The following is a 22,681-nucleotide window of genomic DNA, read 5'->3' on the forward strand; positions in this document are numbered from 1 at the left end:
CGTAGGACAATTTTCTTTAATGACAGGCTTTTGCTTTGACAAAGTATTTTCGACACTTACCTGCCGAACTGCTAAGATTCCCGAAGGAAGTAATAATAGATAGAAGACCCATAGACCAACCTAGATACGTTCCTTTTAAGCAGTAAAAACGCTAGCCTGAATAACTATAAATGTAAGGCAACAATACCCGGATATGCATACTACATATTTCAAAAAGAACACCACTGTTAACTAGCTTTATACCATCCTTCAAAGCATCTTCGATATTGTAGATGCTCTAGGAAGTGTTGATGAACCAAGTGGCTAGGTTACCTATTTTCTGTATAAATACTAATAGTCTTTCTGCAGCTTGTAAAGGGCCTATTCTGATTTGCTAAATACAACTATAAAATATCTGGCATTCTTTTTTCGTATTCCCATCAGATTACTTCAAAACCATATGGGAAATGGCCCTAAAGTTAGGAGATGGGTTTTTATTTATTTAATAAAAATTAACCGAATTTTAAATAATGATCTTCAATAAGTCAGTTTCTATCTGTTTCCAATTTTGGTTGAGATTTATGGTGCAGATTCTGATTAAAGGTCTATTTCCTGAGTTATATTGATAGGAGAGAGAAAGACTATTAGATACTTCAGGGTAAATCAAAATTCCCTCAACCTGCTGATTGCCGGCTGAGGTTAAATTCTGAGTATAAGAGAAAACCTGGTACAGATTTGAGGAAATAATCTTATCCCTATCATACTGACTTTTCAGTGCTTCAGGATAATACTTAGCATCCATAATCACATACCGATCCTTTGAAATCAAACTGATGTCTGTTTTCATGGCTGGTATATATTCCTTGTCAGAGTGATTGGCAAGGGGGTGAAGCTGCCATGAAAGTTGTTCTGCTTTAATCAGCCAATCTTCAGGATTTAAATGTTTCCGGTAAAAGTTAAGCAAGAACCGCTCGAACAGTTTAGCCATCCTTTTTTTATCACGGATAAAATTCTTAAATGGCTCTTCACCTCTCTTTTCCGTACTTAATAACTCCTGCCATATCAGTTTGCAAATCGAAAGTAAAAGTTTGTAATTCGAATTGTTTCGATGAAGCTTTACTTTCTTTAAATGGCTCTTCTTTACATTAAGGTTATTAATTTCAGTTGGAAACCGTTGCAGGACCAAGTGGATATCCTGCCGGATCTTCTGATTTAAGGTTTCTTCCCGGGATAGTGTTTTAAGTGTTGCTTTCAGCAACTGATTGTGCAATACGTCGAAACTTAGCTCATCATAAGTACAATATGCTGCCGCTTTTACAATGGTGTTCTCCTTGATTGATGGCTGAAAAAGAATCTTACCTCGGAGTCGGTTTGTGAGCAACTCTTCCTCCTGATAGTTTCTATCCAAGCCCCTCTTTAATAAATGGGTTGTTCCGTTTACTAACACTTTTGCAAACAAGTCGAAAAGGTTGGTAAATTGAGTTGTATCCAGGTTTAATGCCTCAGCTTCATCCAAACGGTCCCAAGCGTAGGCTAGGAGGTAGTATATATTCTGGATTGGAATAGCCATTAGTTCAGAGACAAAATCTTAATTGCTTCCTTTGCTTTGGCTTCATTATCGTACCAGTACTCCTGCAGCAAAGGTTTAATTTCCTGATCTATTATGTCTGTATACCAGGCTAATGCTTCAAAATCAGCTTTTGGAATACTGCAGAAATAACTATGGCCTACCATGAAACCTACTCCCAAGTCCTTATCTTGTTCGATTTTTTTGTTTAAATTACTTAAGCGTTCAGCAATTTGAGTTGCCATGGCTGCATCAATGGCGCTGTTCTGTTGTAGGAATTTCTTGAATTTTTCTTCGTATTTAGGGACTACGTTCCAAAAGGCAAACCTCCGGCGTAAGGCGTAATCTACTAATGCCAAGGAACGGTCTGCAGTATTCATGGTGCCGATAATGTAAATGTTTTCGGGTACATAGAACTTTGGCTCGTTTTCTTTACGATAAGTTAACGGAATAGCAAAACCTTCGCCACGCTTATCAGCCTCGATCAGCATCAATAATTCCCCGAAAATCTTGCTTAAATTGCCCCGATTTATTTCATCTATGATAAAGAAATACTCTTGCTTAGGGTTGTTTTGAGCTTTGCGGCAGAACTCGAAAAAGATACCATTGGCTAAGGTGAATTTCCCTTCCTCATTTGGCCGGAAACCTCGAATGAAGTCTTCATAAGCATAGGATTGGTGGAACTGGATCATTTCTACCCGGCTTTCATCCTTTTTACCCATTTGCAGATAAGCCAGCCTTTTGGCAAAAAAGGTTTTGCCTACGCCTGGTGCACCCTGTAGGATGATGTTTTTCTTACGCTGAAGAGAGGATTTAATTTCCTGGATAGTGGCACGGTCTATGAATAATTCTTTATCCGCTTCGTCCAGATCATATTTTTCGGCTTCTACTCCAAGATTTTCTACACAATGGTTGTGTATAGCTTGATATTCATTTTGGCTTAGCTCAAACAGGCTGCCCTGATTATTGCGCATTACCCGGCAATTGGCTAACTCAGGCAAAGCCTGGAGCTGGTTCCAGGTAAGTTGGTTAGGAACGAAGGACTTAACCTTAAAAGTGAAAATATCGCCTTCTTCATCATCCTGGTGAAGTTCTTGGGTAACTTCTAAAATGGCTTTAACCCTTTTGCTTGGTGTAGATTCATACCCAATTAGCAAATCGCCGGGCTTTACTTTAGAAAAGTTCTCGTAAACATTACGTTTATTGCCCTTTGCATTTACGTTAGAATAGGTTTGTTCTTGGCCAATGGCATAGTCTTCCATGCGCCAAATCCTTGGATTGCAGTTGAGCCACCAGTAATTTATTGATTCCGGCTCTGAGGGGCTAATATTCTGCAGAGGTTCTATAATAGGTGGTAGAGTAGGAGGTAAATCAACTTTTCCGCTTCGCTTAGATATTAATTTGGCAATACTTAAGTCGAATGCCGCAGGTGTAATTGAACCGCCATGCCAGTTAGGATATTTAGCTTGTAAGGTCTTAATGCCTTCATCGACATGGACTTTAATCGTATTGATTAATTCCTCCAAAGCTAAAGCAAGACCGCTATGCGGAACCTGATCTTTATATACCCCAATCCAGGACATTTTATTGTTTTTAGGATTTGTATGGTACTGTATTGAGGCATTCTTGAATCTTTGAATTAGCTCTTCACCTAAATTTAGGGTTGCCTCATTTTGTTCATCAACCGGTTTTCGGCTGGTGTTGAACTGAAACATCAATTGACAATATTCTTTGTCAATTTTCCGGATTATAAAAGTGGCTGCATCTATTGCAGCTCCTCTATAATAGCAAGGAAGTAACCACAAAGTGAAGCCAAAATAGCCTGACTTTTCCGTGCCAATAAAATGATTCCGAGCTTTACCCTTGCTAAATTTCTTCCTTACCGAAAAAGTAAAATTATTGTCTTTCTGATGACGCGTATATAAATAATCAAATACTTGCTTTTGAAGCTCGAAGTAAGCCATGCTTAATTATTAAATGTTTCTAAAAGTATTAAACTTAGGAAAATCTTTAACCCGAACTATGCAGGTATATCTGCAGTTTCCTCAGCTCCATTAGTAGGGGCAGTTTCTTGTTTAGTTCCTTGCCATTCGGCTGCTATTGAATTCCAATCTACGTCTCGAGATTCATTTCCTGTCCAAACATTCCAAAAATCAGGATCATCAGATTTAGGTCTATATTTCTTTTCAAGCTCATTAATTTCAACTAATATAGGAATGGAAGATGCCCAGCCTAATAGGATTGCCTTTCTACTAGGTAAAACAGGTAATTCCTTAAGCAATCCACCAACATTATCAGGTACAAGTCTGCTAATTAATTCTTGATCTCTATCATTTACAATTCTATGTAATAGGAAAGTATTGCATTGTGATAGTATGGTAGCTGAAAGTTCAGATGGTCTTTGAGATGATATCATTAAGCTAAGGCCAAACTTTCGTCCTTCCCTTGCAATCCTTTCATAAATCTGGTTGCATATTTCAGTCGCTGATATTTCTTCAGATTTTTCATAACCTCGCTTAATAAAATTATGAGCTTCTTCGAGTACTAATACTGTTGGAAGTACACGGGCATTTTGTCTTCTATATCGTTGAAGAGCTTCGAAAATAACCCTTGATGCCACAGCTACTACCAGGTGAACAACATCTGCAGGAACTAAGGAAAGATCAATTACAACAATTCCTTTTAGATGGTTTTCAAGCCATTGTTCAAGAGTTAGGGAATCGTCTGACCCTATAATTGAATTCATTCGTGCATCTGAAAGCATAGTACGAATCCTCATTATAAGAAAGTCTAAAAACGGCAAAACACCTTGTTGGTTGGCAACTAATTCAAGATGGCTAGGTAATTGTTCTGAATCAAAATTAATTGGAGCATCCTCATTAGGTCCCTCATAAGAAGCTATTCCACCAAATTGATCTAAAAAAGCTTTTAGGGCATCAATACAACTTTGGGCCTCAGCAGCATTAAAAGATTCATAATACTCTGTGCTTTGGTATGTCTTAAACTTAGACTTCGCAATATTTTCTATATGGTCAGCTAAAGACTCTAAACAGGAATTGATTTCCAATTCGCATGAATCTACAAATGACCTTATAGAGTTGGAATAACTTTGTAATCTTTTCCCAAAATCATTTCTACCTGGTTTGTCAGCAATAGAACTAGAACCAATAGCAAGATCATGTAGAATAGAGGTGTGGCAGCTATTAATAAATCTTCTTGCTTTTTGAAAATTGTTCTCTGTTGCAGAAATTCCGCCTGATTTTAACTCTCTAAGCGTTTTTACTAAAATAGGGCGCTGGGTTTTCCCACTTGCTTGCGCAAATGAACTCCATTCATAGCTATTCCAAAGCCAAGCAGGCACTTTTAATTGTTTTAAATACTCAGCTTCACCTACTTTCAGTTCAACTTTAAAAACTTTAACCTCAGTATTAAGATTCTGAAAAGAATCAGAATACTCTCCATTTGGGTCAAGTACTACAAATCTTGCATTTAAAGGATTAGTTGTTTGATTTCTTTTTTGAGCTTCTTCTAATGACCATCTAATAAGGCCTGCAACCGAGCAAGACTTACCACTACCGGTATTACCTAAAACTGCAACATGGCGACCAAATAACTTATCAGGATTAATTTTTACAGATGCATTATCTGCAATAGGGGCTACGCCAATTTTTACAAAAGCTTGGTCATCGTCATTTTCAACGATTGCTTTAAGCTGCTCGGAGGTTGGAAGTACAACTGAATCACCGATGGAAGGAAAGGAATATACCCCCCTCTCTAATTTGTATGTTGATTTAGTATTGATATGATCAGTAGTAAGAGTTCCTACTGGATTAATTGACATTTTCCTTAATGGAAAAGGTAAATCTATTAGGTCAAAATCTTTATACCCTTTTCTTTTAGGGTATTGTGAATTTTCCACACCTAACCAATTTATAATGCCCACCAGTGCTCCAACTTCATTTGGAATTAAAACAAAACCGTTTATCCGGGGGAATAAACTAGGGACACCTGTATTTATTGCGGTGCTTTGAGGGGCGTCGGTCTCTAATATTACCTTAATATCAACAGGAGAAACAAATTCTACTGTACCGATTGCTAAATGCCTAATTTGATCCAGGTTGACCATTTTCAAGTGCTTTTTTTACATTCTCTTTTAATTCCTCTTCACTTGGGACAACTTCTTTTTCTGAATTTGACCCATCCCGCTTATTTACAAGTTCATTCATTTTAATTGTAAGCTTGTCAATAGCTGACTTAGGTAAATAATTATCTACTAATGATTTTAAATCTCCAAAATGAGGTCCAAGAAGTAAAGTATATTGTGCTTTATTCTTGTCCTGTAGAAACTTTTGAATCCTATCACCAGGATCGCTGTAAGCAATTATTACTAAATGAGTTGAAGGCATGGTAAACATATCGGCTATTACCCTATTTATATGGGAATCACCAAATCCGTAACCGAATGTTACAATTGCTGAATTAGGACGGCAAATGGCTGTAGAAAAGTCTCTAAAAAGTTCTGAATAAGGGTAATAAGCCGTTTCAATATCCTTTGCAGAATTAGGATAAATAACGCTATGCTCTGTAGCATTATTAGGGATATCAGGATGCGAGTCTGGTGCACCAAAGGGGAGGAGAGAGCGAATAATCTTGCCTTTTTTGCAAAATTTCCAATCAATAGACCCATGCAATTTCGTTATTTTTGCAACTCCCTCAACGTAGCGAGGTTCTCCCCGAATACCTGGAGGATTATAATGATAGTCTAATTCTAAGCGAGTATTTCTGAAGATTGGCTGCAGCTTTCCTTTAAATCTATCCAGAAGTATAACCCCAACTTCGTCACATCCAAACTCTATAAAACGGTCATAATTCGTTGTAAAGATATTTAGTCTTTCTCTAGAAGCGGCCCTACTCGCAAAGCTTAAGAGAAAGGATTTAAGATAATTAAATGCAATAAAGGCGTTTGAATCCTCGGCTTCATTCTTCTCAATAAATGCTCTTTCGGTTAATAGAATTTGTTTTATAAATTCATTTAACCTTATATCAAGTTCGGCTTTTAAGTTACCTGAAAGAGTATCGCCTAAAATCTCTAGTCCTCTTTGGAGATCAAATGCTACTCTGAAATCGTCTTCTAAATTAGCTTCACCACGCTCCATTGCAGAAGCAGACTTCTCAGAATGAAGCTTTATATTAGTTGAATATTCTCCTTCTAGATTCAGTCGCCCCATCCCTTGAGATGCATTACCAGCAAGATAACTTACTGAAGTGGTTAGCCCCGATCCAATTAATAGTGAAAAGTGTTCACTTTGGAAGATTGTACTAAACCAAGGCTCTATTTTTTTACGAAGGCCTTTTTGATCTGAAATTTCATCACTACAAATAATATCATTGTTAATTTTTAAAATATGTGGTTTAGACCAGTTAATTTCAAATTCATTAGAATCCATAGTTTTATTCAAGAGTAATTTTAAGAGAAAAGGTATATGTTGTTGCCTAATATTAGTATTTCATTGTGAGGGGGATGGCCAATTTAAGCTTCTTATAACTTGCTTATTATTACTAAAGGGCAATTGTCACATACTTTTTGGTACATGGCTGAAGCTGACTCAATTGAGCTTCAGCTATCGTTAAGCCTGTACTGAGGTATGTTCAAACTTGCCCTTGCATTCTCAAGCTATATTGCCGACCGCATATCAGATTTACAACTTTTGCCAAACACCCAGAAGTAATCAAGAGCTCTGTACAATTAGTGCGATATCTATTCTCCTTGGTTATGTTCCATTTTGGAGAATCGAGCTATCTAAATACTCCAATGTTTCCCGAAAAGGTATTCAAGAAGGTGGTTTTAAGTGCTTTTTCCTTCGGTTTTAGAATTTTGCGCTTTAAATTCCGTTCTACCACTTATGTTTGAGCCCGGTTAGTAAAATTAATTGGGAAATTGAGTCAAGTTGAAATTCGTAGCTTTGGTACTGAGGTATTCGGGGAGAAGGTAGGTGTATAAAGCTGCGCCATTCGAATCAGAATATAATATTTTTCAATTATAAGAAATTATTTGGAAAGTGCTGGCACCTTTTTATGGATGCAGATACCTTCTATAGTGTCTGCTTTTTAGAATTGGTTACTTAATTTGCTAATAGTTTAGATAAAATAAACAAGTAGAATAACTCTCACAGTATATCCTTCCCTATTCCTTCAAAATCAAAACCTCATGAAGAAAGTATCTAAGATATTCTTTAGCATCAATGTCTTCAACAATTAATTCGATTTTATTCATTAACTTCAAGAGGTCATAAATAGAATCTACGCGAGTTAGTAGTTCTGTTAGAATCTCTTTTTTATATTTTGATAATTCACTTGACTTTAATTTGTCTACCTTCGATTTAATAAGAAACCTAATTTGATCAGGGTTGTTTATTTTACTTATTTGTGATAAATCTTGAAATTGCTCTTCCTCTCTTTCTTTGTATTTAGCTATTTTTTCTAATGCTTTTAATGCAGATTTAGGGGGTACACCGTGATTTATAGAAAGAAAGCTAGTTTTTAGATCTTTAGGTTTGATAAAGAGTTCTCCTTTTTCTGGTTTATCATCTCCGAAAATCAATGCCATTACACCTGAAAATTTCAGTGCTTCTCTTTTTACTTCATCATTGGACACCTCAATAATATATTTAGCACTACCTACTTTTTCAATTGGCCTACTTTCTTCTTTTTCAAAATAGATTCTGATAAACGATTCATTAAACTCACAACGTTTAACTAAAAATTTCACCGGGGATGTTTTAGCTTCTATGTGAAGAGCAATTAAGCCTATAAAGACTGTAATATTATTATTATAGTCGTAATATTTATTACAGGAGGTTATAGCTCTAAAGTAATATCCGTCATTATCTTTTAATAACCTATACTTCTTCTTATGCGTTTTACTTTTACTATACACCTCTCTCAAATATTCAAGATTGCTTGTTACAATGGAGTCATGCCCTTTTTCAAGTAAAGTATTAGCATACCTTTCCATCTTAAACAATCCTGAGAAAAAATCACTTCTTGCAGAGTAAATTGGTTTTGCAATAATTTTATTACCTTCTATCATCTCTCCGGTTTCAATATCAATAGAAGGAAAAATTAGAGCAAATTTGCCGTCATCTTCAGTCTTAGTAAAACTAAGTTCAGGGAAACTCATATCTAAGTCAATTTTTTCAAATTGACTGTTTATTGCCTTGACAGTTTGAAGCAACTTTGAAGCACCTGGAATCTCAATAAATTCGTCCTTTATATCATCCAAGCCCATTAAATTGCACAGATCTTCATAATATGGGCTTTTTTCAATAAGTTTCATTACGAACTTAACAGGCACTCCTTTATCTGATGCTTGCACATCTTTATCGGTAAATGATTTTTTTCTAAATTTATCTTCCATTTAAGTTTTGAATAATACCTAAGTTTAAATTATGGATTAGTTAATTGGTGATGCATCAGCAATTCCCAACCCAATACTTTCTGCTCCTTTATATCCAAAGGATTTAAACTTAAATTTCACTGTTTGTCTGGGTGTTAAATATTCATATAATGTATGCTGCTCGGAACCAATCAAAGAATTTGTTTTGCTGTAGTAGGTTACGTCTAGTACAACATCTTTATAGGTAGCTACTGTAGCACTACTTTTTATACTCCCTTCTATAACCCATTTACCCACAAGATTTTTTCGAAAGCTACCATCGGAGTGGATAAATTGCTTTGGGTAAACCTTCTCAGTCTGTTCAATTGTTAACTGAGCCTCCTCATAGGATTGGCCTGCACCTGCATGGCCACTATCGCAAGCAGAAAACCCAAAAATTAGTATGATTGAAATATAAATAAATTGAAAATTTAATTTCATGGATTTATTCTGTTTTTCTAGCAAGCGATTACTCATTATTAATTGTGAAATCAAAATATGATTATTAACAGATATGCAGCCTAAGATTTGTTTCTTAAATCTTTCACTTCGAATCGCTCTATTTCTTGAGTCAATTTATTTAATAGCATCTGAACAAATCTACCGTTATATACTCCGTAGGTATCAGGTCTTGGTGATTTTCCTTCTAAAATTTGGTAGTAGAAAACTAAACATGTGGGGTTATTTTGTTCAGCTTGATATAGATAGCCGCCTTCATTCCATTGCTCAGAATCCGCTGTATGAATAATTCTACCATTGTTTATTTCCCAAGTTAGTGTTTTATCCGAGTTAATACTTGCATAAATCCTACTTAGTAGGTCTTGTAGGGATATTTTTTTTGGGTAAATATAGATTGCCATAAGGTACCTTAACGATTCTATGTATAGTTTTAAATAAAAATGTATACTGTTTAACCTTTTAATTAAACCAAAATCCAAGGTACTTAAATGGTTTTAATGTCGAAAGATTTTTAGAGGTGAAAAAAAGGAGAAAAATCACGTTAATCTAATTGTGTTTAAACCACAATATTTATTATACAAAAGGCCAGCTTAGAAAATTCAGGCTGGCCTTTTGTATAATAAATATTGGAGAGTGATTTACTTGTTGGCTTAGAAATAATTATTCTATCTTATAAATCCCATGCCTGATCGCATATATAACTAATCCTACTCTGGATTCAACTTCAAGCTTTCTAAAAAGAGTCTCCCTGGTAGATTCCACAACCCGAGGGTGAATATTTAAAAGTGGCGCAAATGACTTATAGGGTAATTCAGTGCAAACTAATTTTAAGAATTCTATTTCCCGTGCACTAAGATCTGGACGTACTTCCTTTTTCTTATTGTTTAAACTTTTAATTGCAAGTTCAGCCACTTTGCTGGAATAATAGGTACCCTGAGTTTCAAGGGTTCTCAGCGCTTTTTCTAGTTCAGAAGGATCAGCATTCTTTAGAATGTAACCGTTAACGCCACACTTAAGCATTCTTAAAATTGAGTTGTCATCATTGTGCATGGAAAGAGCCAGTACCTTTATATCCGGGTAGTGCTTGGTTAGCCATTCTGCCGTTTGATATCCGTCCATTACCGGCATACTAATATCCAGTAGTATAATTTCCGGTAAATTGTCCTGTTCGAGTTTGTTAATGAAGTCTTTGCCATGTTCCGCCTCCCAGGCTACAGAAAATCCTTCAAAGTCATTAACTAATTCCAGAATCCCCTTACGGAAGAGTTTGTGGTCATCAACAATTACTACTTTAACTTTTGAGCGCTGGGGTGTTGTCATAGATGGTAATCTGAGTCTTCGGAATCTCTAAATTTATCTGTGTTCCTTGAGAAGGTTCACTTTTTATGGAGTAAGAGGCCCCAATTAGCTTTGCCCGGTATTGGAGATTAAAGGTGCCGGTACCTTGGCTACTTTCTGCAAGCTGTGGATTAAAGCCTATCCCGTCGTCTTTAATGCAAAGAAAGAGTTTCTCAGGAAGATAGTCCAGAATTACTTCTAAGTTTGCTGAACCAGCATGTTTAATAGTATTGTTTAATGCCTCTTGCGCAATTCTAAAAATTACCAGCTTCTTATCCTGTTGAATGGCATATTCCTGACCCCTGACTTGTAAGTTTACCTGATGGATTCCTGATTTCTGAACAAGGTCCAGTTGAAACTGCAGCAATGCAGGTAAACTCTGATGATTTAGGTACTCACTGTTCAATTGCTTGGAAAGATCCCTCAAATCCTGAATGGCCTGATCAATTAATTCCTTGCTGGTAGCGATTTTCGTTTCTGCCTTCCTTTCATTCTTCAGATCCAAAGTGCTGATGTTTAAACGGACAAGGGAAAGGATCTGGCCAATATTGTCATGAATTTCCTGGGAGATCATCAGGAAAGTTTGTTCCTGTACTTCGAGTTTCGAGTGCAGGATCTCCCGGTTAAACTCCTCTTCCATGGCGGACTTTTCCAGCAGGTGCGTAAACCTTTTCTTCTGATACAGCACCATGAAAACAAAGATAAAAACGGCGAGGGCGAACAGTAGTACCGTTCCGGCCCCAATTACAATCAGGATTTCCTGAGCCGGCCCGCGCATAATAATCCGATTGTGTAAAACGAATATAAAAGATAATTCAAAGAGTAGTTGATCACGATCAGCTTGCTTGCCAGTCCCAACTCTTCCCTCATTAAATAATTTAAAAAACCCATTAAGAAAAATGCCCCGCTATAGAAAAATATATTACCTGTGCTTATCCAGAACAAAGGCGTGGCTGAAAGCTTTACGATCTCTGGTCTGGTAAGCAGGTCGTAAAAATAGCTTAAAGAACTTAGAATAATCAAGAAACTAGCCCCCATGATGGCATAGGAATTTACGGAATCTATTTTCTGCACAAAAACCGATAGGAGAAGGTGCGCCCCCAGGAACAAAGGAACGGAAGCGGAAAGGGCTTTTTTGATCCAGGCTTTTGTGACTGCTTTCCTGTAAATAAGGGCAATTAAGGTATAGCTGAAAGGAAGAAAATAATGGTATAAGAAGTGCGTTTTTTCATAAGCAAAAAAAAGCATGTAAAATGCTATGCTCTCTACCAGAAAAGTAACCCCGGTTAAAGTTGAAAAAAGATGAGCATAGTCTTCAAGGTTTTTGCGATTAAGCAAACTGGCCAGAAAGCTTGCAAATAAAATGCACAGGTATATAGAGAAAAATAATAACAGGTGGTTCATTAAAGCGCAGTACTGGTCGAAAAAGTACAGGGTTAGTAATCTGTAAATTTACTAACCCTGTACCAAATGTAAAATCTAATTGGAGCTGAATAAGGAGGCTACAATTTAGCGGCCATTGCGTTAGCTCTGACAGCAATGGCCGGCTAAATCGTAAAAGGAGTAGCCCCTTTCTTCATCAATTACAAGGTTGCCTCTCACATCACACCCTGCAATTAATACTGTTTGCGCCAAGCTTATATTCTGAATCATTTCCTGATACGCATCATAATTTCCTGCCTTGTGCTGGCTTACTAATTCCTGCATCTGTTCTAACTGCTCCTGACCAGGTAAAGAAGGATTTCCGTTTTCGTCCATTGCAGTTAAGCCTAAACATACAGCGATATGTTTAGTAGAGTCCTTCACAGCCTCAATAAGGGTATTTAGGTTTTCGATATTAAAATACAGGATCTTTGGCTCTAAGCTTGTATTTATACCCAAATTGGGGCATATACTTGATGCAGCGTTAATTCTGGCTTGGTATAAAGACATCATTAATTCCGCCGTGCTTCTTTCAATTGGTTGCCCTGGCCCCCCTGAAAAATTTGTAACTGTATTGTTGGTAATAGAATCTGACATAGAAATTGTAAATGATTGGCATAAGTAGTTTTTGAGCTCGGGGTAAAAGTAAAAACTTAGGTGATTCTGCCCTAATCGCTGAAATGGCCTGTAAAACTCAGATTTTTATTATTTGACTTTAAGTCAAAGTGTTATCAATTTGATTGCTTCTTGTTTATGGGATTTTTCCCATCGACTATGTAGTAAATCACGTGGGTTTAAAGTGCGTCAGCACCTTGTGAAGGACTGTTCCGATCAGCAATTTTTGCAACAGAGTTAATTGCTTAAAACTTATTTGCAAGCCTGCTATGGGCATGCTGTAGCGATAAACTTCAATATCCCCCCTTCATCCTTTAGAATTAAATTCCCTATGAAGTGAGTACACAAAAGGATTTATTACAATTCTTTCGGAATCATGGGAAGCTGGAAGCTGTACTTTCTAGTATTGTCCGGGTATCCGGTAGAGAAGAATAAAATGGTTTTGATTCCTTTGGTTTCAGAGCTGAGAGGCTTGATAAGAATGCTTTTGCTTGGAAGTCAAAGGTTTAGGTGTAAAAAAAATGAAAGTTTTGGGTAGAGAAATGCCCGAAATAAAACGCCTGAATCTCAAAAAAATTTTTTTGTTATAAAATAGTATATATAGTATACAATATTTTTTATTTACATTGAGTTATAAAATTAACAAAGCTCAATAAAGGAAAGGGAGAGAAGTGGAAGCTTGGCAAGCTTGCTTATTATCAGGATCTTATCCCTTTAAAGGTGAGATTGCTTTAGAGGTAACTTCCAGGAATAAATTGATTGACAAAGACCTTCAGAAGGTGGGTGTGCATCCTGAATGTTAAGTGATTCATTTACCGCGGAAATTACTGGTGCACTTAAATTTCATCAAACTGAATAACTTGAAAATATGGCAGACAAGAACACGAATTTTGAAAATGAAGATACCTCTGACTACCACGGAAAAAGGCCCGGTGAAGGAAGTAATCCTGATGAATACAATTTTACCCCTCAAGTCTTAGATAAGACAATTATTGCTTTACCGCTTTTGAAAGAAATGCAGGAAGAAGATAAGTTGAGGGGAACCTTAATCGATCAGAATAAAAGTAAAAGATCAAAAGGGGGGAGCACTGTAAATGTCCCAAAAAGAAAGGTTTATGATGTAATAATTGACTTAAACCTTGGATTTGAGGATGGCCGGAAAGGGGCACAGGAGAGGGTGGTTGAAATGGTAAAGAGTATTATGGATAGTCCTCATATTTACCAGGGCAAGATCAACGAAATAAAAACAAAATACAGTAACCAGTACGTTTTTGCCAGCCTTACCGGAGACATGATCCGACAGTTGGTTCGAGAGGACCACCCTGAAGCCAGTAAGCAAAAGCAAAGGGCTGTACACCGGATCTGGCCAGACTTCGAGGTAAAGGCATTTACTTCCCGCTCTGTAAGTACCGTGAAAGCAGATGCCGCCCGCCATTCCTTTTCAGCTTTGGGCGACGGCATTGTATGGGCTGTAATTGATTCCGGAATCGATAAAGATCACCCGCACTTCAAGCTCCACAAGAATATTCATGAGAGCTACCATCGGGATTTTACGGCTTTTGATAATGATGGGGAGAACCCGTTTAATGATGAGTTCGGGCATGGAACCCATGTGGCAGGTATCATTGCGGGAGAAATGAAGGCTGGTGAAGTTGCTGAAGAGCTAATGGATAAAACTGCCATTACCCCGAAGCAAAAACTAATACGAGCAATTACCAGACACCGGAACGATAAAAATGAAATTGTATACGAGGAAACCAAGCTTGAAAATATTTCAGGTATGGCCCCCAAATGCAAATTAGTAAGCCTTAAAGCGCTGGATCAGGCCGGGAGGGGAAAGGCAAGTAATCTGATCGTTGCCATCGAATATATCCAGGAGTTGAATGGTTACGGCCGGGACATCAAAATTCATGGGGTGAACATGAGCTTAGGCTATGACTTTGATCCGGAGTGGTTTGCCTGTGGCCATAGTCCTTTGTGTGTGGAAGTAGACCGGCTGGTGAAAACAGGGGTAGTGGTTGTAGCCGCTGCCGGCAATACAGGTTATGGATATGCCAAATCCGCTTTCAGGAATGTGGTTGCTACAGGGCTGCCGTTAAGTATTAATGATCCGGGCAATGCAGCTCTGGCTATTACAGTAGGTTCCACCCACCGGGATATGCCTCATACCTATGGAGTGTCTTATTTCTCTTCTAAAGGACCCACCGGCGATGGAAGATTAAAGCCTGATTTGGTAGCCCCTGGGGAGAAAATAATTTCCTGTGCTGCCGGCATCAAAAAAACAGAAACAAATAAGCACTTACCTAATACCGATAGCTGCGATTATGTAGAGGACAGCGGTACAAGTATGGCGGCTCCCCATGTTTCTGGCGTGATTGCTTCTTTTCTTTCCGTAAGGCGCGAATATATCGGGAAGCCGGAAGTAGTGAAAGAAATTTTTATGAATACCGCAACTGACCTGAAACGGGATCGCTACTTCCAGGGAGCGGGTTTAATTGATTTAATGCGTGCAATTCAATCGGTATAAAACTAAAACCATGAAAAATTTATCTGGCTTCCCCTATTTCGAAATTCAATTTACAAAAGAAGGCTTTGCTTATGCAGAAGATGAAGAAAATCAGCTTCTTAATTATGTAGGAAATAAAGATAACCTGGACCTGATTGTAATATCCCATGGCTGGAATAATGACATGGATGAGGCCAGAGAATTATACAGGAACTTTATTTCTAAACTAAAAGCCGAGATCGACAAGCATAAAGGGTTCAATAAAAACATTGCTATTGCCGGGGTTTTGTGGCCTTCCAAGAAGTTTGCTGACAAAGAGCTGATTCCGGGTGGCGGTGCAGCAAGCCTTGATTCTTCTAATGAAGAAGGTGAGCTTTTACTGTATTTGGAGAGCCTGAAAGGCTTTTTCGATGAAAGTAAAACCGGGGATAAAATATTAGAAGAAGCAAAATCCTTGGTAAAGGATCTGAAAAATAAAGAATCACAAGGTGAATTCGTCCGGAAAATGAATAGCCTGTATTGTCAGGCAGTAAACCTTGAAGAATACCAAGCTAAGGAAGATGAGCTGGTGCCATTGAACTTAGAAAATCCGCAATTACTGTTTGAGAGTGTCCAAGATTTATCTTCTGAAGATGTAGATAGGAACACAAGTGGGGCAAGTTCCATAAACACAGGAGTAGACGGAGGTGCAGCCGGTATAGGAAGCTTCTTCGGCAGCGTTTATGATGGGGCGCGAAACCTGATAAATTATGTAACCTATTATCAAATGAAAGAACGGGCAGGAAAGGTTGGTTCGTTAGGTTTAAACCCACTGCTGAAGAAGATTAAGCAGAAGAATAGCAATGTGAAACTACATTTGATTGGTCACAGTTTTGGAGGGAGGTTGGTGACTGCTGCAGTTGCGGGATCAACCGTAAATGAAGCAGTTGAGGTAAACTCGCTTACACTGTTGCAGGCTGCCTTCTCGCATTATGGCTTCGCTCAGAACTATGAAAAAGGGAAGGACGGTTTCTTTAGGAGGGTAGTTAAAAAAGTTAATGGGCCTATTTTAATAAGTCATACGCATAACGATACTGCCGTTGGAATTGCTTATGCTATAGCCTCAAGAATAGCAAGGCAAGTAGGCGAAAGGCTGGGCGACGCTAATGATAAATTCGGGGGGATTGGTGCAAATGGAGCGCTAACTACCCCGGAGGCAGAAAATAATAATTTGCCTTTAAGAAAAGACCATCAATATAACTTTATCGCAGGCAAGATTTACAACCTCAATGGTGATACCTGTATTTCCAACCATTCGGATATTTGTAAGGAAGAAGTAGCGCGGGTAGTTAAGTTTGCTATTGATTCAAACGGTTAACCCTATGGTGATGCATGATCGAAACGTAACCCGTTTGCCGGTCTTGGATGAGAATAAGGTGATCCGGCTCATGTTCCATAAAAGCATATTGGATGGCTTTATTATGGATAAAGCCTTAAATGGAGAACCAATTAATCCCCCAGCACCATTGGCCCGCCTCACGCTTCAGGACTTCTCAGAAAGCAAGCATCCGCGCATTCAAAAGATTCTGCAGAATGCGGTAATTTTCGTGAACATCCTTGCCAACCTTAGAGAGGCCCAGGAATTAATTGAAAAAAACGATGTCTGTCAGGATGTTTTTGTAACGCCACATGGGAAAGGTAATGAGCCAAAAGTTGGCTGGATTACGAATATTACGATTGCTGAAAACGCTAAGGTTTAAGATGGGAAAAGTAAGATTAGGAGGGTTGGATATGTATACTCAAGGCAGCGAAAATAATCAGGTTGCAAACGCATTTAAGATTTTGCAACAGGCTTATAAAAATGGGGCGCTTACCTTATACTTAGGGGCCGGAGCATCGGTGCCAAGTGGGCTTCCTTCCTGGGAAAAGCTTATCCAATCCATGTACTTCCGGAACATGCAGACGGAGGCAATACGGCAGAACCTGGAGCCATACCCTAATTACTTGTATGCCATATCCGAATGGGTGCTTTCCCGACACCGGGAACCGCTTGATATAATGATTAGGAAAATAAAATCCCGCTATACCGAAAGTGAGTTTTTACGCTTTCTGAAGGAAACATTATATGCCGGGTTTATACAAACAGAGGATTTACCAGATTCTCTTTTGCGAAAGCGGATCCACCGACCCCGTAAATTAACAGCCGGTAATCCTACCCTGGAAGCTGTCGTGAATTTGTGTGCCAGAACTATCCCCGGGGATAGTGGGGTAGAATCGATTATAACCTACAACTACGATAACCTGCTTGAGCTTGCTCTGGAACAGCACCAATTCCAGTGTTTCCAAACGATCTGGAATACGCGGCAGCAAATGCAAACCGGGCTTATGCCGATATTTCATGTGCATGGTTATGTGCCCACGAATGGTGAAGGGTCTGCTGTGCATGAACTAATTCTTTCGGAAGAACACTACAACCGGGCTGCCCAGGATGCCTTCTTTTGGGGCAATATGGTGCAGCTGCAATATTTGGGTACTTCAGTAGGGCTTATGATAGGGCTTTCACTAGCTGATCGAAACATCAGGAGGCTTCTGGACACGATTCGACATTCCCCAATGCCATGCCGCAACTTTATTATGCTTCGCAAACCAAAGCAGATTACGCTAACAGATAAAGATGTTTTTGAGATCGATCAAATGTCGAGGCGGTATATGGCTCGATTTTCCCGGAGCGGATCAGGGGTTAAAAGCCGTCAGTTCATAGGCATGGAGCTTTCTATGATCATGACCGAAATAAACAGGATTGAAAAGCAAGATACAGAACAGCTTTTAAAGGAATTGAGGATTACCCCAATTTGGTATGAAAACCATGAAGAAATACCTCATTTACTAAGACAGATTATTAGTGGAAGCTGATTACTTTTTCTATTATAGGGAACATTCCTTAGTTAAGGAAACCACAAGTAAAAGTTTATAAGCTAGAAACAGAAATATTTGCTGTGTTTTAAAATATTTACCGGTGCGACAACAATAATTAGACCTTCTATATAGTTGTTTACTATATAGAAGGTCTAAAATCTAAACTAACAAAAATGGGTCTTAAATCTGAGATAGCAAACGTGAAAAAAAACACGAAATTTAATTTTGTTATTTAAAATCCTTTTTGTTATTTACATCCGCTCTCACCCATATTCCATTATAGATTTGCCTCGGATGCAAGTGTATAATACTGGATTTTAACCATACTGATTTAGTTAATTTATTTAAGTTTAATTTTTGCTATCCTGGTTGAATTCAGAAAAGCCTTTCCAAACGGTAACGGTTAACATCGCTAAACTGTAGGAGAGCCCTTCTCTTTTCTCCATACTCAAGCTGAATAACTCCTAACTAAAAGAAAACAACTTAAAGAATTTGCTTTATGCCAGCCATGTCAAACTATACCTTCCTGCCTTGGGTAAGGAAGGGACTTGCCAACTATATCAGCAGTTCAACTTCCCCAAGTGCGCTTGGTTCGGTACCGAGGCCAGTTATTCCCGTTAAAATCAACTTCGAGGCCCAGAACTCAAATGAGCCGAATCCAGTAACGCCTAAGCCTGAAGTTACAGCTAAAATTCTCGGACCAAGAGATGTTTTAGGGATAAACGCAAGTGCCATAATTAATACAAGGCCAAAGGCTAATGTGCAGAGTTTGAACCTTGCATGTTAGCTGAAATTGGGTTCTACTAAGGAGATTAGTCTGGCCAAGTGCTACATATCGCAGAGCTTCTGGATGTCAATAGCTATTTTGCTTGGGCAATAAGTGCCATGTAACGGAATTCGATGGCATCATTGCCCCAATCAACGACTACTGGACCTACATGGAAAGTGCAGACGTGGAAAGCTAGGTTCTCAAGTATGTTAGTTGTTGCATTTTTTATGGTCATTATTTTAAACTTATAAAACTAAGAAAATATGCATTTTTTCATAGATCATAACCAATTGCCAAACCAAACTTTAGCGGATAGCTTTGGACCAGAAAGCAATGATCCTTACAATAAATTTAATATAACAACGAGGTTTCAACTTACTGGGGCTGCAAAAGCATTTGCTTGTCAAGATAGTTTAATGATTATTCAACAATCTATTGCAGACCCTACTTTAGTAAATGTACTCTTAAAACCCATAGAAGGTCTTAAAATTCCTTTTGAAAGAGTTAAATACTTTATCTACCGCGGGTTATTAAAAGACAGTTTCGTTAACGGAACAGCTATAACTCCTACTTCAACTTCTAGCTCAGAATTAATATCTCGCCTTTGGGTAGACTGGAACGCCTATAAAACAAAAAAGAATCAACCAAATTTACCTGATCCAACTCCTCAAAATTTTGGATTTGATAATACTTTGCCAGGATCACTTGAAATCGAGAATATTTTTGATAATTCTCAACAGAATATTAGAGCTTTTTACGTGAAAGAAGGCGAATGGATAGGTAATTTTGGTGCTTCAAAAAAAATTGGATTTGAAATAGCTATTTGTTCAAAACCAATTGCTTTCAATCTAGATTATCTCCGTGCTGAAAATTATCAAATAGATGTATCAGGAACGTCTATTACTGCTTTTGATAGGCGAGTTAAAAAGGAAAATATTCTCTCATTCATTGATCCCTCGGCATTTTTTGGTCTTCATTATTATTCTGGTTTAGATATTTCTTCATATACTGGAACGACAAAGACTACAACAAAGAAGGAAAAGATTGCAATTTATTCTGATCTCCTAAATAATAAATTCGCTACGAAAAATAGAGTATATCTTGATATTAGGAGTGAAACAGGATTCTCTTACAATTTTTATCAAAATTATAGCGATACATCGGGTAACATAAAGTTTGGTAACAGTATAACTACACCTATAGCTCAAAATTACGAATGGAGCGGTTGGCCAATAATAGCTTTTGATTTACCACTCTTAACTAATGCAGAAAAAAATAATATTAAAATTAATTTACGAATTAAGGACAATATCAAGCCTATTTTATTTTTTGAAGATTCTAGCTTGTTAACTGCTTTAATTGAGAACGATTTGGATATTAAGTTCATTGATCATACTCTTCTTATTAATAGTACGGACTGGACTAATGATTTAAATTTCTTTTTCCCAAATGCTGGTTTAGGCACTAATAGAAATAATATAGCATATTATATTAAACTTCACTATTTCAAGCAAGAGGATACTCAGGGTACCCCAATTACAGCATTAAAGAAAGAAAAAGAGTTTGATAATTTATTTATTCCTTTAAGTTCAAGCCTTTTGACACAAGCAAGTCAATCTTTTACACATGTAATAAATCCGGATTATAAATTAATTTCTGGCCAATTTGAGTCGGTTAAATTTAGCTATGTTGCGGAATGCGGGGCTTATTATGACAATAATAGAGTTGCGTTTTATTCAAAAATGTCTTTCCCAAATAAAACTACTGGAAAGGTATACTCACAAATACCTGATACTGGAGATTTAAATGGCTTAAATTTAGAAGGTGTTTACAATAAAATGTCTTTCCTGTCTAGAGATATTAAAATTTCTAAAGTGCATATTCAGGAACTTTTAACCCCGCCTAGTTACCAAAAAGTAACTATATTAAAAGTTTCTGCCTATAACAGTTCACCTGCTTCAATTGAAGGTCTATTTATATTAGGTATTCATAAGGATGAGCTTTCAGTTTTAAATAATGTAGCCAGTTTAAACAGTGTATCAGAATTTAGTGGGAAGCATCCTAAGCTTATCATTTTTGAAGATGTATCACCTTCTCCGGCAATTGATAAAGATGGAAAACCTTATAAAAAATATAAACTGAAAGTACAAGGATTGGATGATAATGGACAAAGAATAATACTTGCTCCTCCCTCAACTCAAAATGTCTATGTATATTCTACTAATGATTTTGTTTTTACTTCAAAAGCTTTTGCTGATGCCGAGAATCATGCCACAATTAAAACTTATATTCCAAATTCCGAGGAAAAAATTGGATTTGAAAGAAATAAAGTAACACCTGGTAAAAATAATGAAGACTTTTATATTGATAAAAATCCAAATATGAAAGTTGAGGTTGACAGTTTTATTGCCACTTTGAATACTATAAATGATGATTTAAATGCTTATTCAAGTATTAAAGCTTTAGTCCAAGATAGTGCTAAAGACATTTTAATTGAATCAGTAAATTCTATTCAATTAAGTTTAACAACCTCAAATCCAACACCAGATGATAGACCGCTATATTGGGCAAGAAATAAGATGCAAGTAGCATTAAAAAAGCACCCTTATTTCTCAACGCAATTTGACACTTCTTTGAATCCCACAAGAGGGTCTGATTTGGACAAAATACTTTCAATTTTTGAAGAAAAATCAAGAAATTATTCTGATGTTGATTTCACATATGCTAATCAAAATAACTTAAAAAAAATTCTTATAACTGGTTTTGACCCTTTTCAACTTGAAAATAACATTAATCAGAGTAATCCAAGTGGAGTTTGTGCTATGGCATTACACGGGAAAACTTTAGGGATAGGATTTGTCCAATCAATGATTATTCCAGTAAGGTATCGTGATTTTGATGGTAATTATAATCCTAAAGTTGGAGTGGGTAATGGAATAATTGAGGATTATATTGCTCCATTGATTGGTAAAGGACCTAACCATGCAGATGTAATCATAACAATCAGTCAGAGTGGTTATGGAAATTATAATATTGATAGGTTTGCTACAATTAATCGAGGAGGATGGAGTGATAATATGGGGTTTACAAGACCTGAAAACTCAAATTCCGTTTATTTAAATTTACCAAAAGAAAAGGACCTTATTTGGATTGAAACCACGCTTCCTAAAGCTATGGTAATGAATGGAGGTATAAATCAGCAGCCTGACAATTGGAAACATTTTGTTGTATATGCCCAACATTATTCTGTTGATGGAAACCCTCCCTCCATTATACCAGAATCTCTTTATGAAATGAGGTGGGATTATGGCCTAGATAATTTCAAGCCTAGAAATCCAGGAGAAATATTAATTGATACAAAGAAAACATTAATTGACAGAAATGGACAGAATAATTTACTTGATTCTAATAATTCGAAAAGGAGAATTATTGAAGGATCAGGTAGTAATTATTTATCAAATGAAATATTTTATAGAGTTGCACTTGCACGAGAAAGATGGAATAAAAAGCACCCATCTCTACCTAAATTTCCTTCTGGACATTTTCATGTTGCATTTATACAACAACCAAAAAGAGATTTAGCAGAAAATTATTTAGAATCAAGTCGTAATATTTATGATGAACTTACAAAGTTGGTGTTAACAGTGTCGGAGAGAATTGCAATTGGTTCAAGTAATTTAAATAATTTATTTTAGA

At 37.2% G+C, this 22,681-nt stretch carries 16 protein-coding genes; 5 read left to right on the forward strand and 11 right to left on the reverse strand.

Features of this window, described 5'->3' with window-relative positions:
- Positions 1 to 502: 502 nt before the first annotated feature.
- The 11 genes from F0P94_RS09200 to F0P94_RS09245 form a co-directional block, all read right to left on the reverse strand.
- On the reverse strand, positions 503 to 1,549 hold the full coding sequence (locus F0P94_RS09200) for a 5-methylcytosine restriction system specificity protein McrC (RefSeq protein WP_150903590.1): 1,047 nt from the start codon (positions 1,547 to 1,549) through the stop codon (positions 503 to 505).
- Positions 1,549 to 3,510, reverse strand: coding sequence for an AAA family ATPase (locus tag F0P94_RS09205; protein WP_150903591.1), 1,962 nt, complete (start codon positions 3,508 to 3,510; stop codon positions 1,549 to 1,551). Before F0P94_RS09205 ends, F0P94_RS09200 begins: the two co-directional genes overlap by 1 nt.
- 56 nt (positions 3,511 to 3,566) lie before the next feature.
- Complete coding sequence (locus F0P94_RS09210; protein WP_150903592.1) at positions 3,567 to 5,672, reverse strand: ATP-binding protein; 2,106 nt, start codon at positions 5,670 to 5,672, stop codon at positions 3,567 to 3,569.
- Positions 5,650 to 6,993, reverse strand: a complete 1,344-nt coding sequence (locus F0P94_RS09215) for an SIR2 family protein (protein WP_150903593.1) — start codon at positions 6,991 to 6,993, stop codon at positions 5,650 to 5,652. The genes F0P94_RS09210 and F0P94_RS09215 overlap by 23 nt, the downstream gene beginning before the upstream one ends.
- Before the next feature lie 737 nt (positions 6,994 to 7,730).
- Complete coding sequence (locus F0P94_RS09220; protein WP_150903594.1) at positions 7,731 to 8,963, reverse strand: hypothetical protein; 1,233 nt, start codon at positions 8,961 to 8,963, stop codon at positions 7,731 to 7,733.
- A gap of 36 nt (positions 8,964 to 8,999) precedes the next feature.
- Positions 9,000 to 9,422 carry a hypothetical protein gene (locus F0P94_RS09225; protein WP_150903595.1) on the reverse strand — a complete coding sequence of 141 codons (423 nt, stop codon included), beginning with the start codon at positions 9,420 to 9,422 and terminating at the stop codon, positions 9,000 to 9,002.
- A gap of 80 nt (positions 9,423 to 9,502) precedes the next feature.
- Positions 9,503 to 9,841: a hypothetical protein gene (locus tag F0P94_RS09230; protein ID WP_150903596.1), complete on the reverse strand. Its 339-nt coding sequence runs from the start codon at positions 9,839 to 9,841 to the stop codon at positions 9,503 to 9,505.
- A 259-nt stretch (positions 9,842 to 10,100) separates the two neighbouring features.
- Positions 10,101 to 10,760 (reverse strand): response regulator transcription factor, encoded by a 660-nt coding sequence (locus tag F0P94_RS09235; protein WP_150903597.1) that lies wholly within the window; start codon positions 10,758 to 10,760, stop codon positions 10,101 to 10,103.
- Positions 10,732 to 11,556: a sensor histidine kinase gene (locus tag F0P94_RS09240; protein WP_150903598.1), complete on the reverse strand. Its 825-nt coding sequence runs from the start codon at positions 11,554 to 11,556 to the stop codon at positions 10,732 to 10,734. The genes F0P94_RS09235 and F0P94_RS09240 overlap by 29 nt, the downstream gene beginning before the upstream one ends.
- Positions 11,529 to 12,182: a hypothetical protein gene (locus tag F0P94_RS19665; protein WP_191906986.1), complete on the reverse strand. Its 654-nt coding sequence runs from the start codon at positions 12,180 to 12,182 to the stop codon at positions 11,529 to 11,531. Before F0P94_RS19665 ends, F0P94_RS09240 begins: the two co-directional genes overlap by 28 nt.
- 120 nt (positions 12,183 to 12,302) lie before the next feature.
- Positions 12,303 to 12,797 (reverse strand): hypothetical protein, encoded by a 495-nt coding sequence (locus F0P94_RS09245; RefSeq protein WP_150903599.1) that lies wholly within the window; start codon positions 12,795 to 12,797, stop codon positions 12,303 to 12,305.
- A gap of 886 nt (positions 12,798 to 13,683) precedes the next feature.
- Here F0P94_RS09245 and F0P94_RS09250 point away from each other — a divergent pair.
- From F0P94_RS09250 to F0P94_RS09270, 5 genes are all read left to right on the forward strand, one after another.
- Positions 13,684 to 15,342: a S8 family peptidase gene (locus F0P94_RS09250; RefSeq protein ID WP_150903600.1), complete on the forward strand. Its 1,659-nt coding sequence runs from the start codon at positions 13,684 to 13,686 to the stop codon at positions 15,340 to 15,342.
- A 10-nt stretch (positions 15,343 to 15,352) separates the two neighbouring features.
- Complete coding sequence (locus tag F0P94_RS09255; RefSeq protein WP_150903601.1) at positions 15,353 to 16,678, forward strand: alpha/beta hydrolase family protein; 1,326 nt, start codon at positions 15,353 to 15,355, stop codon at positions 16,676 to 16,678.
- Between the two features lie 4 nt (positions 16,679 to 16,682).
- Positions 16,683 to 17,060, forward strand: a complete 378-nt coding sequence (locus tag F0P94_RS09260) for a hypothetical protein (protein WP_150903602.1) — start codon at positions 16,683 to 16,685, stop codon at positions 17,058 to 17,060.
- A gap of 1 nt (position 17,061) precedes the next feature.
- The gene (locus F0P94_RS09265) at positions 17,062 to 18,213 is read left to right on the forward strand and encodes an SIR2 family protein (RefSeq protein WP_191906987.1); all 1,152 of its coding nucleotides are present in this window, start codon (positions 17,062 to 17,064) and stop codon (positions 18,211 to 18,213) included.
- Positions 18,214 to 19,248: 1,035 nt separating this feature from the next.
- Positions 19,249 to 22,680, forward strand: a complete 3,432-nt coding sequence (locus tag F0P94_RS09270; protein ID WP_150903604.1) for a C15 family peptidase — start codon at positions 19,249 to 19,251, stop codon at positions 22,678 to 22,680.
- The last annotated feature ends 1 nt before the right edge of the window (position 22,681 follow it).

The sequence above is a fragment of the Adhaeribacter soli genome, from assembly GCF_008727925.1.
GTDB classification, from domain to species: domain Bacteria; phylum Bacteroidota; class Bacteroidia; order Cytophagales; family Hymenobacteraceae; genus Adhaeribacter_A; species Adhaeribacter_A soli.

Excerpts from the sequence above, each read along its gene's own strand:
- F0P94_RS09200 (WP_150903590.1), bottom strand. The coding sequence starts at position 1,549 with ATGGCTATTCCAATCCAGAATATATACTACCTCCTAGCCTACGCTTGG.
- F0P94_RS09205 (WP_150903591.1), bottom strand. The coding sequence starts at position 3,510 with ATGGCTTACTTCGAGCTTCAAAAGCAAGTATTTGATTATTTATATACG.
- F0P94_RS09210 (WP_150903592.1), bottom strand. The coding sequence starts at position 5,672 with ATGGTCAACCTGGATCAAATTAGGCATTTAGCAATCGGTACAGTAGAA.
- F0P94_RS09215 (WP_150903593.1), bottom strand. The coding sequence starts at position 6,993 with ATGGATTCTAATGAATTTGAAATTAACTGGTCTAAACCACATATTTTA.
- F0P94_RS09220 (WP_150903594.1), bottom strand. The coding sequence starts at position 8,963 with ATGGAAGATAAATTTAGAAAAAAATCATTTACCGATAAAGATGTGCAA.
- F0P94_RS09225 (WP_150903595.1), bottom strand. The coding sequence starts at position 9,422 with ATGAAATTAAATTTTCAATTTATTTATATTTCAATCATACTAATTTTT.
- F0P94_RS09230 (WP_150903596.1), bottom strand. The coding sequence starts at position 9,841 with ATGGCAATCTATATTTACCCAAAAAAAATATCCCTACAAGACCTACTA.
- F0P94_RS09235 (WP_150903597.1), bottom strand. The coding sequence starts at position 10,760 with ATGACAACACCCCAGCGCTCAAAAGTTAAAGTAGTAATTGTTGATGAC.
- F0P94_RS09240 (WP_150903598.1), bottom strand. The coding sequence starts at position 11,556 with ATGCGCGGGCCGGCTCAGGAAATCCTGATTGTAATTGGGGCCGGAACG.
- F0P94_RS19665 (WP_191906986.1), bottom strand. The coding sequence starts at position 12,182 with ATGAACCACCTGTTATTATTTTTCTCTATATACCTGTGCATTTTATTT.
- F0P94_RS09245 (WP_150903599.1), bottom strand. The coding sequence starts at position 12,797 with ATGTCAGATTCTATTACCAACAATACAGTTACAAATTTTTCAGGGGGG.
- F0P94_RS09250 (WP_150903600.1), top strand. The coding sequence starts at position 13,684 with ATGGCAGACAAGAACACGAATTTTGAAAATGAAGATACCTCTGACTAC.
- F0P94_RS09255 (WP_150903601.1), top strand. The coding sequence starts at position 15,353 with ATGAAAAATTTATCTGGCTTCCCCTATTTCGAAATTCAATTTACAAAA.
- F0P94_RS09260 (WP_150903602.1), top strand. The coding sequence starts at position 16,683 with ATGGTGATGCATGATCGAAACGTAACCCGTTTGCCGGTCTTGGATGAG.
- F0P94_RS09265 (WP_191906987.1), top strand. The coding sequence starts at position 17,062 with ATGGGAAAAGTAAGATTAGGAGGGTTGGATATGTATACTCAAGGCAGC.
- F0P94_RS09270 (WP_150903604.1), top strand. The coding sequence starts at position 19,249 with ATGCATTTTTTCATAGATCATAACCAATTGCCAAACCAAACTTTAGCG.